The organism is Anoxybacillus sp. UARK-01 (assembly GCF_002075365.1).
GTDB classification, from domain to species: Bacteria; Bacillota; Bacilli; order Bacillales; family Anoxybacillaceae; genus Anoxybacteroides; species Anoxybacteroides rupiense.
The window spans coordinates 1-13229 of the sequence record NZ_NASY01000055.1; the positions used below are offsets into that span (position 1 = coordinate 1).

Genomic DNA, 13229 nt, shown 5'->3' on the forward strand with positions numbered 1-13229 from the left:
CAATAGCTCATCTGGTACAGATTCCACCATTTCGTCCACTACTCGTGCGACGTGATGTTCTGGTATAAGGGCTTCAATATCAAAAATCACTTGAATTTGACGGTTGTCATAGGGTTTAAAAGTAGGGGCTAATTGTCTTTTAGAGGGCTTTTTTTCCTCTGTCTCTGGAAAAAGTGTCATTTGCGTGTTATAATTTTCAGTAGTAATCATTTGATTGCTCATAAAAATCGTCCTTTCTGGAATGTTGTGGTGGTACCTTCATTTTACAGGATAGGACGATTTTTTTTGTGTACTTTTTTAAAAAATAAAAAAAATAAGAGGGGCTTCAAAAAGTCAGTTACCCTGACTTTTTGGACAGCCCCATGCTGATGATGCATAAAATTTTGTGTAAAGCATTTTACTAGACCAAAAGAAAAAGGTAGGGTATTCTCTGATTTGGCCAAAAATCTTAGAGAAAGGAGAACCCTACCTATGTCTAAAAGTATACCGAATGTAGACTGGGTCAATCAACTGGAAAACGCCATTCGTCAGTTTGTAAAGGAAAAACTAGAACGGATCATGCGGGAAGAAATAAAAAATTTCCTCGAAATAGAACAAGCCGGAACATCGAATATGAGAAACGGCTACTATCAACGAAATCTAGATACGCAATATGGCCGGATTGAAGGTCTTTTGATCCCAAGAGACCGAAACGGGGAATTTCAAACGCAGTTGTTCCCCCTTACCAACGCCATACCGGCTGGCTCGAGGAAGCCATCATCAAGATGTATCAAAGTGGCATGAGTACACGTGAGATTGGCAAGTTTATTGAACGAATTTTAGGAAATGCCTACTCACCAACAACGATTAGTCATATCACGGATGTGGTAAAGGAAGACATTGCGAAATGGCACACACGTCCTCTACAAAAGCGATATTCGGTCTTATATCTGGATGGGTTGTACGTGAAACTTCGTCGAGATACGGTAGAAAAAGAGGTCATTTATGTCGTGTTAGGGGTAAACGAAGAAGGGTATCGTGAAATTCTTGATTTCTTTGTGGGAGGACAGGAAAGCGCCTATGTATGGCAGGAGATTCTTCAACAACTATACAACAGGGGCGTAAAGGAAGTGCTTCTGGGCGTATTCGATGGACTACCGGGATTGGAGGAAGCCTTTAAGGCGGTTTATCCGAAAGCCGATGTGCAGCGTTGTGTCGTTCACAAAGTACGTAATACCTTAAATCGTGTTCGGAAAAAGATCAATTTGAAGTGGCAGAGGATCTCAAGCTAATTTATCGCTCGCCGAATAAGGAGATGGCGTTACAGATGTTTCAACAGTTTGAGTCGAAATGGTCCAGCAAGTATCCGAGAGAAGTTCAATCTTGGGCCCATGAGTGGGATGTCCTCCTAACATTTATGGATTATCCAAGCAGTATTCGAAGTGTGATTTACACGACGAATGCCATCGAACGAACGATCAAGGAGATTCGGAAACGTCTCAAGCCGATGAACAGTTTGAGTAGTTTAGAAGCCGCGGAAAAAGTCGTGTATTTGACCATCCAAGATTTTAATGAGAAATGGGCAGGACGAAAGTTGCGAGGATTTGCCGAAGCACATGAAGCTCTTCAACGAATGTTTGAAGAACGTTACAATTAACCAAATAATGTAAATCAATGAGATAAGGGGATTCTCCCTTTCCACACATAAGACTGAATATTCAGTCTTATGTGTGGAGGAAACAGCCCCCCTCTATTCCAAATCCATTTCAGAGATACCCTATCTATTTTACATTACACAAAATTCTTGACGGTACCCTAGTTACAATTTTATTTTTTGTGTGCAAATTCATAAAAAAATAATTCAGAGGCTTTACTGTAGTCAACCTAATTCTCTCAGCGTTATTGAGATTTACTAATATCTTCATTTTGTGAAGGTTTGAGATTCGTGTCGTCATCAATCTCATGTTTCGGCAGACATAATCGCTGGCATGTATCAAAAGCGTTGGTCGATTGAAGTGTTTTTTTCGTCGGATCAAGCAATGTTCCAACTTTCCTACCGTTTTTTCAATCCTTAACTTATATATTTTATTCATCAAAAAGGGACTGAAGTATTAATGGGATATCTATCTTATTTTTTATTTATAATTTTATCTAACTCGAGATTTTCAAGATCTATATTACTGATATTTATGATCAATAATAAAATTACACTTTTTCAATTTGGTTTAATCCAGCTTTCTTATTATAGTATTCGCTTTTTGAGCGAATTTCCAAGTGGTGTTCTAGCAGACTATATAAAAAGAAAATACTCTATGGCTATTGGTAGTCTACTAGCCAGTTTGTCTGGAATTCTACTCTATAGTACTAGCTTTTTGGATATATATGGATATTTTTGGGTGTTTTTAATATTATTTAGCTTAGATGCGATGGCTTCCTCTTTTCTTAGTGGTTCAGATCAAGCCATGTTGTATGATTACTTAAAAAGAAAAGGTTTGGAAAGTAAATATCCAAAATTTTTAGGTTGGAGAGAAGCAATCGCGGCAATTTCATTGGGAACAACAACAATAATTGGAGGATTCTTAGCTTCTAAATCAATAAATTTACCTTTTTTATGGCAAGGAATTTTGTTTTTACTTGCCACACTAGTAATCCTATTCTTCCCAGAAAATAAATCTGTAACAATAAAAGAAAGAGTATCTAGGACAACTCCTCTAAAAATTGCATCAGAAGGATTAAATGTTATTAAAAGGATTCCTACTATCCAATTTTTAGTTTTATTTATGACTACTTTAGCTGCCAGCACTAACACCGTAACTATATTTATTCAGGGATATTTTAATGAGTTAAATATTAGTACTAATTCTATTGGAATCATTTATGGTATTTGTACGGTCCTGAGTGCGCTAGCAGCTATAAATTCCTATCATCTGACAAAACTAACATTAAAGACAATATTAATTATTACAACCAGTATGTTCTTTGTGGGTATTATATGTTTGCTTACAGAATATATACCTTTAGTAATCTTTGGATTTTTCCTTATTTATCTTAAATTAGATTTTCTAGAGCCTTCTGTGTATTTCTTTTTAAATAAATATGTTAAGGAAGAAGTTCGAGCAACTGTTCTTTCTTTTTTCGGAACAGCCTTAAACTTTGTAACTCTTATTATGTACCCACTATATGGAATAGTTGGAGAACAATCTGGATACAAGGGCATGATCTTTGGAATGTCAATTTTGTCCATCCCCTTATTTATTTATTTGTTTATTTTTTACAAAAAGTACAAAGTGGGGGATAGTAAAACATCTATATCAGTTTAACTTGAAGATTAGAGTTCTAAATAATCAGAAATTCTGTTACAAATTTTTTCGGCTGTCGGAGGTAAGTCAAGAATTTCCTTCATCAAGCGAATTAGTGACAGATTACCGAACAACAATTCTTCTTTTGATGGAAAATTCAAATGGATTGACAGCATTCCGTCAAGGGATGGCCAATGCCAATCCTTCCATCCTTCATGTGTATGATCGATGGCATTTGATCGGGAATGCGAAGAAGAGACTGGATTTTCTTCTTTTATTCCTCGTTCCTTCTGTGATGACATGGAGTAAATCTCTCCCATCTGTTCGTGAAATCGAAAGGACAAAGGCAGAAAAGAGGAAAAAGGAGCGCCAGGAACAAAAATGGGCACTTATTCAAGAAATCCAAACGGCTCATCCATCAGGGAAGAACATTTCTGGGCTTGCGAAGGAATATGAGCTAGATCGGAAAACGGTGAAAAAATACCTTCAGACGACAACTCCGCCACCGATTCATCGACGAAAAAGAAAAACACCGATTTCCCCTTTTTTGAACCGTGTCATCGAGTTAGAAGCGCAAGGACTATAATGTCCCCAGGGGGTGAAACACAAAATCCGAAATCTAAGTTATACTGTAACTATGAAGAAGAGAACGAATTATACGCCAGAATTTAAAACGAAAGTCGTCCTTGAAATCTTGTCAGAAGAATCTACTGTGAATCAAATTGCAGCCAAATATGATGTCAGCCCAGTTGTACTCTCTCGTTGGAAAAAGGAGTTCATCGAACGGGCCTCGGAAGTGTTTAAGAAAGGGCCTTCCGAAGCCGAAAAGGAACTCGAACAAAGTAAACAACATATCGCAGGACTGGAGCAAAAGGTTGGCCAGCTTACCTATGGGGTAGACGGGTTGGAAAAAAAATCTACAGAAATCCTCGGGCCAGGCTGGAAGAAAAAATAATATTGATTTTAGTGATTCTCAGATTACGATTAGCCGGCAGGCTGAATTGTTAAGCATCAATCGAAGCAGCGTTTATCGTCAGCCGCCCAAGGAGACGGTGATCTCTGACGACGACTTATTTATCATGCGCAGAATCGATGAACTGCACACGGTCCACCCTACGTGGAGTTACCGGACCATCACAAAAGTCATCCGCCGCGATGACCATATCCTCGTGAATCGTCAGAAGATCCGGAGATTGATGCGTGAGATGGGCATGCACACCATTTACCCGAAGCCCCACCTCAGCAAGCGTTACCATGCTCAGTATATTCGTCCCTATCTACTTAGAAAGCTAAATAGCTGTCGTCCTGATCAGGTCTGGGGGATCGATATTACCTATCTCCGGATGGAGAAGGGCGTTATGTACCTCTTTGTCATCATAGATTGGTGCAGTCGGTGTATCGTCGATTACGAGCTTTCCAGCACCTTAGAGAAAACCTTTGTTATGAACTGTCTGGAACGGGCACTGAAAAGCCGCAAGCCTGAAATAATGAATAGGGACCAAGGGTCGCACTTTACAAACCCGGATTACTTAGGTTTACTGGATCGAGCCGAGATCAAAGTCTCCATGGATGGAAAAGGACAAGCTCTGGATAATGTGAGAACAGAGCGTTTCTTTAGAACTTTGAAATATGACCTGATCTACCCCCAAGAATTTGAGACACCACGTCAATTGAGAAAAGGCATTACCGAGTATATTCATGAATACAACACCTACAGACCCCATTCCGCGATTGGCGATCTGTGTCCACTGGAGACTTACAACGGTAGAGAATTTTGTGCAGCCTAATGACCCAATACTCGAAAGGAGAATGAACTTAGAACTCCACTTCGTGTGTCTTGACATTGGGGAGCATTATATTTAGCTGTTGACTGGCTACTGAATACGCTGGATTTTTATCGCCGGTTATGACACGAGGCTTAGAAACATAAAAAGACCGCAAAGCTTCTTTAGGAAGCGCTTTGCAGCCTTTTGATCACTTGTTTTGCTTAAATAAAAATCAATGGTACTTCCTTCAAAATTAACTGCACGATACAAATCCATCCATTGACCTTTTACTTTTATGTATCTGTAGATGAGCATTTTTAATCACAATAATTTCCATGGTTAGAGAGACAAACAGGGTACCCCTTACGCGATACGGAGCTGTTTTTTGATCACATCAATGGGAATATCTTGCTTCGCGGCGTCATAAATGAACTCTACGACGCGGTGGCCTTTCCGCGATCGAAGAAGCTCCAGTCCGGCGGAGAGGTTTTGTCGGGATTCGGCGATGCTGTACACGCAGGCCAAGAGCACCACCGCCCAATACCGTTTCACTGCCTGCATGTGGCGAACGCGGTATCCATCCAGCTTCAGTTGATCTTTCGCCTGACGGAAAAAGCATTCGATTGTCCAACGCTGGGCGTAGTAACGCAGTCGCTCAATTCCCGGTCGGTGCTCAAGACGCAATGGAGAGGTTCCGGTGTCGTCAGCTGATCCGCCTTCCAAGCCAGCAGCACCACCGCATTCTCAAGACCGTTTAGGATGCCTTTGTAACGATACACGCGGTAACGCTCCTGTCCCATCGTGACGAGGCGGGTATCGTTCGGTTCGAGGCTGCGCGCAAACGGCTTCGCACGGAGAATATTAAATAATACTAATCGTGATGATGATAAATTATGAAATAACGAGACATAATTGTGAGATAATGCGAGATAATTTATAATTGACGTTGATCGGATCATGAAAGTCGAATCCCAAATAAGTACTGAATCAATGGAATTTTAATCAGAACGACAGAATCAATACTTGGACGACCTTTATCTTCCGAATACAAATCTTTCATCAATCATAGATAAACGAAAAATCAATCGCTGCATCGATTTTTCGAACAAGATGGTCTTGGGGTACTAACTCATCGAGAGTAACAGCCATCATCGAATGACGTTTGTCCGTATTTTGTCGTTGAAGCATATTTCTCACCTCCATACACCTTACTATTCCTCAACTATAATAAAAAAGCTTGTCGACAAAGTCGACAAGCTGAAAGATCCTGTTTACAAAAAACAGGACCTTTTGACATTTATACTTGCTGGTTCATTTGGCGCGCAGCCGCATTAACCTGCTCGTCCGCATGGTAAGAAGAGCGCACAAGCGGTCCAGCTTCGCAATGGCTGAATCCTTTACTTAGCGCTATTTCTTTTAATTCCATAAATTCATGCGGATGATAATATTTTTGCACTTTAAGATGTTTTTTTGTCGGCTGCAAATATTGTCCAATCGTTAAAATATCAACATGATGAGCCCTTAGGTCATCCATCGCTTCAATAATTTCTTCTTTGGTTTCTCCAAGTCCAATCATAATGCTGGATTTAGTTGGAATATCCGGCTGCAATTCTTTAGCACGCCGTAAAAATTCAAGGGAGCGCTCATACGTAGCGCGGGCACGAACTCTTGGAGTGAGACGGCGGACGGTTTCGATATTATGATTTAAAATGTCAGGCCGAGCATCCATTAATGTTTTTAAATTTTCATATACTCCACCCATATCAGACGGAAGCACCTCAATGGTCGTAAACGGATTTTTGCGGCGAACCGCACGGACCGTTTCCGCAAACACAGCCGCTCCTCCGTCTTTTAAATCATCACGCGCTACAGCTGTTACAACAACATGCTTTAAGTTCATAATGCGCACGGAATCGGCCACTCTTTCCGGTTCCTTCCAATCCAACTCAGTCGGCAAGCCTGTTTTGACCGCACAGAAACGGCATGCACGCGTACAAACATCCCCTAAAATCATAAAGGTGGCCGTTCTTCTTACAGCCCAGCATTCATGGATATTCGGGCATTTTGCTTCCTCACAAACGGTATGCAATTGCTTTTCGCGCATCATTTTTTTCAGGCCGATGTAATTTTCGTTCGTATTCAGCTTTATCTTCAACCAATCGGGTTTGCGAATGCGTTCTTCGTTTGTAGCCATTTTTCACACTCCAATAATTTATTTACACATTTTTATTATAAAAAAAAGCAAGGTTGAACACAAAGGAAATTGTCGTAACCGCTTGCAGCTTCCAATTTTTAATATTTATGAAAACCGCCAATCTCCTCAAACTAATGATATCAGATTTTCTGAAAGGAGTAGGAAGATGTGTATAAACTAATCTCTCTGGCATTGGCCGTTTTATGCATGGTTTCGTTTCCCCTGTCCGTCTTTGCAAAAGAAACCATGCATGATGAAGATATTTATGAACGGCGAATGGAGCTGTACAAACAAGCGGAAGCAGTCTCGCTCATTCCTTGGTATTATTTTGCCGCAATTGATCAATATGAACGAAATGTCCGCCTTGTGCGCCGCGATTTACCGAAAGCGAAAGGCGTTCTTGGTATTTATATTAAACCGGAAATATGGTCTGGCCCTCTTAATAAAAATCAAAATGATACGAATCCGTTCACGATCTCACAATTTGGCGGTTTTGGAATGGATGGAAATGGAGATGGTGTAGCTGATTCGACAAATGATGAGGATATTATTTTTTCCATGGCGCGGTTTCTCCAATCATACGGCACCGATCATGAGCATTTAAAAATGGCTCTATGGCAGTATTATCATCGCAGTAAAACCGTCGATATGATTTTAGGAAAAGTGAAAATTTATAAAAAATATGGCACTCTTCGTCTTGATACTCACGTATTTCCTCTTCCTCTTCACGCTAACTACACCTATAAAGATACGTGGGGCGATGCAAGAGGCTGGGGGGGAAGAAGAATTCATGAAGGAACAGATATTTTCGCTGATTATGGAGTTCCTGTACGCTCCACTTGTTACGGCATCGTTGAATTAAAAGGATGGAACCAGTACGGAGGATGGCGTGTTGGCATACGCGATATTAATAATACGTATCATTATTTTGCCCATTTAAACGGATTTGCTGGAAGCTTGCATCAAGGACAAATTGTTGAACCGGGAATGATTATCGGCGCTGTTGGCAGCTCAGGCTATGGCCCTCCCGGCACTGCTGGCAAATTTCCACCGCATCTTCATTATGGCATGTATAAAGATAACGGCTATGCAGAGTGGTCATTTGATCCGTATCCGCATTTAAAAATATGGGAAAGAATGGAGAAAATAAAACGAAAACAAAGAGATCGGAAATGATCCGATCTCTTCTTACCCTGCATAATAGAGAACAGTAACTGAAATTTGACCTTTTCCGCCACACACAGTCAGGTGGCCGAACAAAGCCGCGTCACAGAATGATGAATGGGCCTAAAAGCGGATGCTTGGCAAGAAGTCGGCAGCTTGCCTCCAACCATCGACAAAATGGAGATTTTGCTTTGCATCAGTTATACATCCCAGCTTCTCATCGTACCGATTCTATAAAAAGACGGAAATCCATCTGCTTCATATTAATGAGTCGGTACTTCAAAAGATGGATTCACGTTATTTCCGTTGTTATAAAAGTTCGGAACCTCTCCTTCAATGACTTGCATTGCAACCGGAAAGTCCCGAGCCACAACAATCGGTTTTGTTGAAAATGGAATAATCACTTGAACATTCACTTCGACACGGACGGAAATTTCTACAAGGGCATTATTAATTCCAAACGGCTGGATGCTTTTTTTCACTTCTGGCGTCACATCACCGATGATGTCAAACCGAACAGGAACGCGAGGTCCCAAACTTCCAAGCAACACATTATTTGTCGCTTGACCAACAGGTATATAATAGATAATTCCATCCTCATTCGATTCCGAATCTTCAACGCCCACACTAGAAATTTCAAGCTCCTGAAATTTTCCTCGAGATGCTGCTTTTAAATTCTTTTCCACGCGATCAACAAGCTTGGTAACAACCCGATTGACAATCGCATTATTATAATTAATGGAAGCGATATTGCCGTTTGTATCATGCTGGATCACAATTACATCATTCATGTTTATTTCTTCTTCTTCAATTTGCTGCTTAATCGCGCTGTTGATGACCAGATTAGCGACTCGCTTCGTTTCACTCTCGGCAATATCCATTAACACCGGTTCGATTCCTTTATTAATAATCCAAAGACTGACTACTGTAGATAAAATAAAAAAAACAAAAGTGAGCAAAAATAAATAACGAAAAGGAAGAGGCCCTTTTTTTGGTAAACGTCCGGGAAATGCAGCCAACGGAAAATCCCCCCTTTACAAGCTATATGTATGCTTGAAAGAGAGGACATTTGTTATTTTTTTATCCCAATTATAGATGTAACTCGATATTTGCCTCGATATAAAGGCTTAAACTAACGAACCTGGCAATCAAATAACGCCGCCTCCCAGAACGATGAAAGCGGCGTTAGACATCCCGACAGTCGCAATAAAACCGCCGCTTCATTGAGAAAGCGACAATGTGTTGACATCCCAAGTTGCCTCTCTATAAATCAAACGATTGTTTTTCTATTTATAGAACCTTTATTTCATTTTAAGCAAAGCTTCCCTTCCTGTCATTCCAACCGTAATTCCTCTTTCTTCAGCTGCCACCGTTACCGACTCTAATGGCGCCTCTAGCAACTGTTCAATGGTGCGGACACCTACCGCCCTGCCTGCAATAATCCCTCTATCTTTCAATTTTTCATTCAATAATCCCACATCTAGAGCTCCGCACATAATGTACCCTTGATCGCTTGCGACCGCTAATAAATTCGTTTTAGGAAGCTGCACAGAAATTGCGATAAATGGATAATTGTCAATCATAACAGGTTTAACATCGATCATACCGAACACACTCCTTTCTCTAATTCAATGTATGAAAAAGAGAAAAAAGTGTGCTTACGATGGCTGGGCTAATTTCCATGCCAGCAAATCCCGCAGAAATTCAGGCATATAATAGATTTTTTGCGGAGCGCGATGAATTTGCGGATAAAAATGCCCGAAAGTAAACATATCAATCGTAGCGACAGCATACGTTTGATCAGCCCTCAGCTCCTTACCATTAATAAAAATATGGCGAACATGTTCTGAGCCATCACTTGTCTTCTCTGTTTGCAGTTTCACGCCATCATACGCCATTTGTCCCATTATTTTGCCGCGAAATCCGAATCCTCTTATGGAGAGCCGCTTCATCGTTTCTGTATGCGCTTGTAAAATCACTTCTTTTAGTTCGTCTCCCCGTAAATACACTTTGCATGGATTAATCGGGTGAGGGCAAATTCGATGCAAATCCTTTTTTGTGACAATGCCTTTTGGCAACGGTTCGAGCAGCACTCCTGCGTTCACCATACCTATATCGCCGCTACACCATTCTTTTAAGGCTGAGGCTAGCAGCTGGGCGAAAGGTGATGGAGAAAACCATTGTAAAGGCAGTTCTTGATGGAGTTCAGCCACTGCTTCTTTGTCAAGCTGCTGTAAGCTTTCCTTCTCCAGCCCCATAAGCATCTGCTTTGTGTCTTCGCATTCCGAAAGCGCAGCTATATCTACTACTTCCGCTTCCCATTTCTTTTCCGGCATGGACAGCTTCACCACTCCAATGTGTTGTCCATACTTTCCAGCGCCACATAGAAGCGTATCGTTCACCCATTTCCCCTTTGAAAGCACATGATGCGTATGTGCACCGAGAATCAGATCAATCCCTGATACCGTTTGCGCAATGAACTCGTCATCGTTAATTCCCAAGTGTGACAGCAAAATCACGACGTCGGCCTGTTTTCGCACATCGTGTACAATGTCATTCAGCCATTCTAATGGTGGAGTAATGTTCCATCCTAGCAGCTCATAAAATTTTTTAAAATAAACGGTGACTCCAATTACGCCAATACGAAGGGTGTCAGACACGGAAATGATGCGATACGGCTGAAGCCACGGCGGACGTTTCCCATCTTTTCCAAACAAATTCGCTACTAAAACGGAAAAACGGGCGTTTTCATATAATTGACTCAGCTCCTCATAATTAAGCGTGATTCCTTCATTATTGCCAATCGTCACCGCATCATACTGCAATTGATTTAATAGCTGCACATTCGCTTTTCCCCTTGTTGCTTCTGTAATGGGATGAAATCGATCGATAAAATCACCGATGTCGAACAAAAGCATTTTTTCGTTTTGCCGTTCATGTTCGCGTCGTTTATCCTGCAAAAATTTAGCAATTCTTGGCCAATTTTCAAAATGGCTATGCACATCGTTTGTATGATAAATATAAAGATTTTGCTTCAACCAAAAACACCTCTTTTATGAAATGCCTTGAATAATAAGGCGCACTCCAAGCAGAATCAGGACAAGCCGCAGCATCAAAACAAGCGTTTGGCTTTTAAGTTTTTTATTCATCCATGCCCCTATCTTTGCGCCAATCCAAATGCCTGGGATCAAAGCAATCGCAAACAGCCATTCCACATTTCCCAGCACGATATGGGTAATAGAGCTCACAACGGAAGACACAAAGATCATAAACATGGATGTGGCCACAGCCACGTGCGGCGGAAAGAAAAACAGCAGGATCATCGCTGGAACCATCAGCGATCCTCCGCCAATCCCAAACAATCCGCCGAAGAAGCCGACGGCAAAGGCAATCGCAATCGCGATTGCCGGATGGTATCCATAGATGACCGTTTCTCCCTCATTTGTTATATATGTGCGCGTGACAACAAAATGCTTTTGTTTAGGCAAATGGGTGGAACGTTTGGTCAGCATCAACAAAAACGAAACGAAAACTAAGAACAAGCCAAAGTAAAGCGAAAAATGTTTCAAGCTTAGCATTTGATTGGTCCACGCACCAAGCATGGCCCCCGGTCCGCTTCCGATAAAAAAAAGCCATCCGCTCTGATAGTCCACCATGCGTTCTTTCATATAAGACAGCGTCGAGGAAAGACCGTTAAAAATAATGACCACTAGTGATGTGCCTACTGCTACTTGCGGAGAAACGTCGGGCAAAAAATGGATGGCTCCTAAAAACAATAATGAAGGTACAATAATAATTCCTCCACCTAACCCTACTAAGCTGCCGATCGTGCCGGCCAAAAAACCGACCAAAATCAATAACACGTACTCCATTATATCCCTCTCCGTTAAAATAAATCTAACTGCCTTGGCGCTAAATCCGTATACTCGATACCAAGCATTTGAAGCAGCTGTTTGGCGTTATCTGCCGCATCTCCGCCAGAATTATTATTAAATAATATGTAAAGCTCATGTGTCTGCTTCTGAAGACGCCGAATATGATGCACCCATTCGCGTAACTCGTCTTCACGATAGCGATACAAATAACGGACCGCACGCCAATTTTCTCCGCTCGTTGCTTTATTCCATCCGTGCACGTTGCGGCCATGAAAACGAATCAGTGTTTTTTCGCGGTTTGTTGGATGTAAAACAGCCGGAATCGATCCTTCCCCTGCCTGCGGTTCATCGCAAATGCTATGAATCCATCCTTCCGTCTCCATAAACTTCAATGTCTTTTCATAAAAACGGGGCCAAAACCATGACTGATGCCGAAACTCTAAGGCCACTGGAACATCCCCCATTTTCTCTCGACACCAGCGCAAGTAAGCGACATGCTCACGCCGGCAATCAAACCAAGGCGGAAATTGAAACAACACCATGGCCAGCTTCTTCGCTTCTAAAAACGGAGCAATGGACAATAAAAAAGCAGCAAACATTTCTTCCTTGCTTGAATAGGGGATTTCTCCACGTTCATGGCCTGTCATTCCTTGATACGCTTTTACAATAAAACGAAAAGCGTCAGGAGTTTCACGAATCCATTTCTCTACATTTTGCTGCGGCTGAATCGCATAAAAATAGGAATCGACCTCGACAGTTGGGAAATGAGCCGCATATTCTTGCAGTTTATCCTTAGAAGCAAGACCGGGTGGATAAAGGCTGTCGTGATCTCCCCAGCCAGTTAATCCGATATAAATCATCCGCATCACCTTAACCTCATCATAACACAATTATGTGGAAAAATAATGTAGCAAATCGGCCTGAACTTCCATGAAAACAACGCAGCTTTATT

The 13229-nt window shown here is 41.4% G+C and carries 12 protein-coding genes and 4 pseudogenes; 6 read left to right on the forward strand and 10 right to left on the reverse strand.

What is annotated here, in order from left to right; genetic code table 11:
- Positions 1–222, reverse strand: a 222-nt coding sequence (locus B6A27_RS16960) for a hypothetical protein (protein ID WP_139788158.1), incomplete at its 3' end; no start/stop codon positions are given.
- A gap of 336 nt (positions 223–558) precedes the next feature.
- On the opposite strand from B6A27_RS16960, the pseudogene B6A27_RS16965 reads away from it, so the two are divergent.
- The 5 genes and pseudogenes from B6A27_RS16965 to B6A27_RS16980 all read left to right on the forward strand — a co-directional run bounded on the left by B6A27_RS16965 (position 559) and on the right by B6A27_RS16980 (position 5065).
- Positions 559–1636, forward strand: a pseudogene (locus B6A27_RS16965) (IS256 family transposase).
- A gap of 457 nt (positions 1637–2093) precedes the next feature.
- Complete coding sequence (locus B6A27_RS16970; RefSeq protein ID WP_080862742.1) at positions 2094–3299, forward strand: MFS transporter; 1206 nt, start codon at positions 2094–2096, stop codon at positions 3297–3299.
- A gap of 145 nt (positions 3300–3444) precedes the next feature.
- Positions 3445–3864: a hypothetical protein gene (locus B6A27_RS16975; protein ID WP_183187129.1), complete on the forward strand. Its 420-nt coding sequence runs from the start codon at positions 3445–3447 to the stop codon at positions 3862–3864.
- A gap of 51 nt (positions 3865–3915) precedes the next feature.
- A complete protein-coding gene (locus B6A27_RS19450; RefSeq protein WP_338078451.1) occupies positions 3916–4233 on the forward strand; it encodes a transposase in 318 nt (105 codons plus the stop codon).
- Position 4234: 1 nt separating this feature from the next.
- The gene (locus B6A27_RS16980) at positions 4235–5065 is read left to right on the forward strand and encodes an IS3 family transposase (RefSeq protein ID WP_369824206.1); all 831 of its coding nucleotides are present in this window, start codon (positions 4235–4237) and stop codon (positions 5063–5065) included.
- A gap of 73 nt (positions 5066–5138) precedes the next feature.
- Here the strand turns inward: B6A27_RS16980 and B6A27_RS16985 are convergent.
- The 4 genes and pseudogenes from B6A27_RS16985 to lipA all read right to left on the reverse strand — a co-directional run.
- Positions 5139–5344 (reverse strand): annotated as a pseudogene (locus B6A27_RS16985) (DDE-type integrase/transposase/recombinase); the annotation flags it as partial.
- Between the two features lie 63 nt (positions 5345–5407).
- Positions 5408–5895: pseudogene (locus B6A27_RS16990) on the reverse strand (transposase); the annotation flags it as partial.
- Positions 5896–6008: 113 nt separating this feature from the next.
- Positions 6009–6232: pseudogene (locus B6A27_RS18885) on the reverse strand (transposase); the annotation flags it as partial.
- A 109-nt stretch (positions 6233–6341) separates the two neighbouring features.
- Positions 6342–7238 carry a lipoyl synthase gene (lipA, locus tag B6A27_RS16995; protein ID WP_080862743.1) on the reverse strand — a complete coding sequence of 299 codons (897 nt, stop codon included), beginning with the start codon at positions 7236–7238 and terminating at the stop codon, positions 6342–6344.
- A gap of 207 nt (positions 7239–7445) precedes the next feature.
- On the opposite strand from lipA, the gene B6A27_RS17000 reads away from it, so the two are divergent.
- Entirely contained in the window at positions 7446–8414 is a 969-nt protein-coding gene (locus B6A27_RS17000) for a M23 family metallopeptidase (protein WP_201722583.1), read from the forward strand.
- Positions 8415–8665: 251 nt separating this feature from the next.
- Here B6A27_RS17000 and yunB read toward each other — a convergent pair whose 3' ends face one another.
- The 5 genes from yunB to B6A27_RS17025 form a co-directional block, all read right to left on the reverse strand.
- Positions 8666–9421 carry a sporulation protein YunB gene (yunB, locus tag B6A27_RS17005; RefSeq protein WP_066148832.1) on the reverse strand — a complete coding sequence of 252 codons (756 nt, stop codon included), beginning with the start codon at positions 9419–9421 and terminating at the stop codon, positions 8666–8668.
- A 282-nt stretch (positions 9422–9703) separates the two neighbouring features.
- On the reverse strand, positions 9704–10006 hold the full coding sequence (locus B6A27_RS17010; protein ID WP_080862745.1) for a YunC family protein: 303 nt from the start codon (positions 10004–10006) through the stop codon (positions 9704–9706).
- Positions 10007–10060: 54 nt separating this feature from the next.
- The gene (locus tag B6A27_RS17015) at positions 10061–11440 is read right to left on the reverse strand and encodes a bifunctional metallophosphatase/5'-nucleotidase (RefSeq protein ID WP_066148828.1); all 1380 of its coding nucleotides are present in this window, start codon (positions 11438–11440) and stop codon (positions 10061–10063) included.
- A 15-nt stretch (positions 11441–11455) separates the two neighbouring features.
- Positions 11456–12274 carry a sulfite exporter TauE/SafE family protein gene (locus B6A27_RS17020; RefSeq protein WP_080862746.1) on the reverse strand — a complete coding sequence of 273 codons (819 nt, stop codon included), beginning with the start codon at positions 12272–12274 and terminating at the stop codon, positions 11456–11458.
- 14 nt (positions 12275–12288) lie between these two features.
- Positions 12289–13137 (reverse strand): DUF72 domain-containing protein, encoded by an 849-nt coding sequence (locus B6A27_RS17025; RefSeq protein WP_080862785.1) that lies wholly within the window; start codon positions 13135–13137, stop codon positions 12289–12291.
- Between the last annotated feature and the right edge of the window lie 92 nt (positions 13138–13229).

What these genes read in the sequence shown, in the direction of transcription:
- lipA (WP_080862743.1), bottom strand. Translation starts at nt 7,238, where the DNA reads ATGGCTACAAACGAAGAACGCATTCGCAAACCCGATTGGTTGAAGATA.
- B6A27_RS16970 (WP_080862742.1), top strand. Translation starts at nt 2,094, where the DNA reads ATGGGATATCTATCTTATTTTTTATTTATAATTTTATCTAACTCGAGA.
- B6A27_RS17010 (WP_080862745.1), bottom strand. Translation starts at nt 10,006, where the DNA reads ATGATCGATGTTAAACCTGTTATGATTGACAATTATCCATTTATCGCA.
- B6A27_RS17020 (WP_080862746.1), bottom strand. Translation starts at nt 12,274, where the DNA reads ATGGAGTACGTGTTATTGATTTTGGTCGGTTTTTTGGCCGGCACGATC.
- B6A27_RS19450 (WP_338078451.1), top strand. Translation starts at nt 3,916, where the DNA reads ATGAAGAAGAGAACGAATTATACGCCAGAATTTAAAACGAAAGTCGTC.
- B6A27_RS17000 (WP_201722583.1), top strand. Translation starts at nt 7,446, where the DNA reads ATGGTTTCGTTTCCCCTGTCCGTCTTTGCAAAAGAAACCATGCATGAT.
- B6A27_RS17025 (WP_080862785.1), bottom strand. Translation starts at nt 13,137, where the DNA reads ATGATTTATATCGGATTAACTGGCTGGGGAGATCACGACAGCCTTTAT.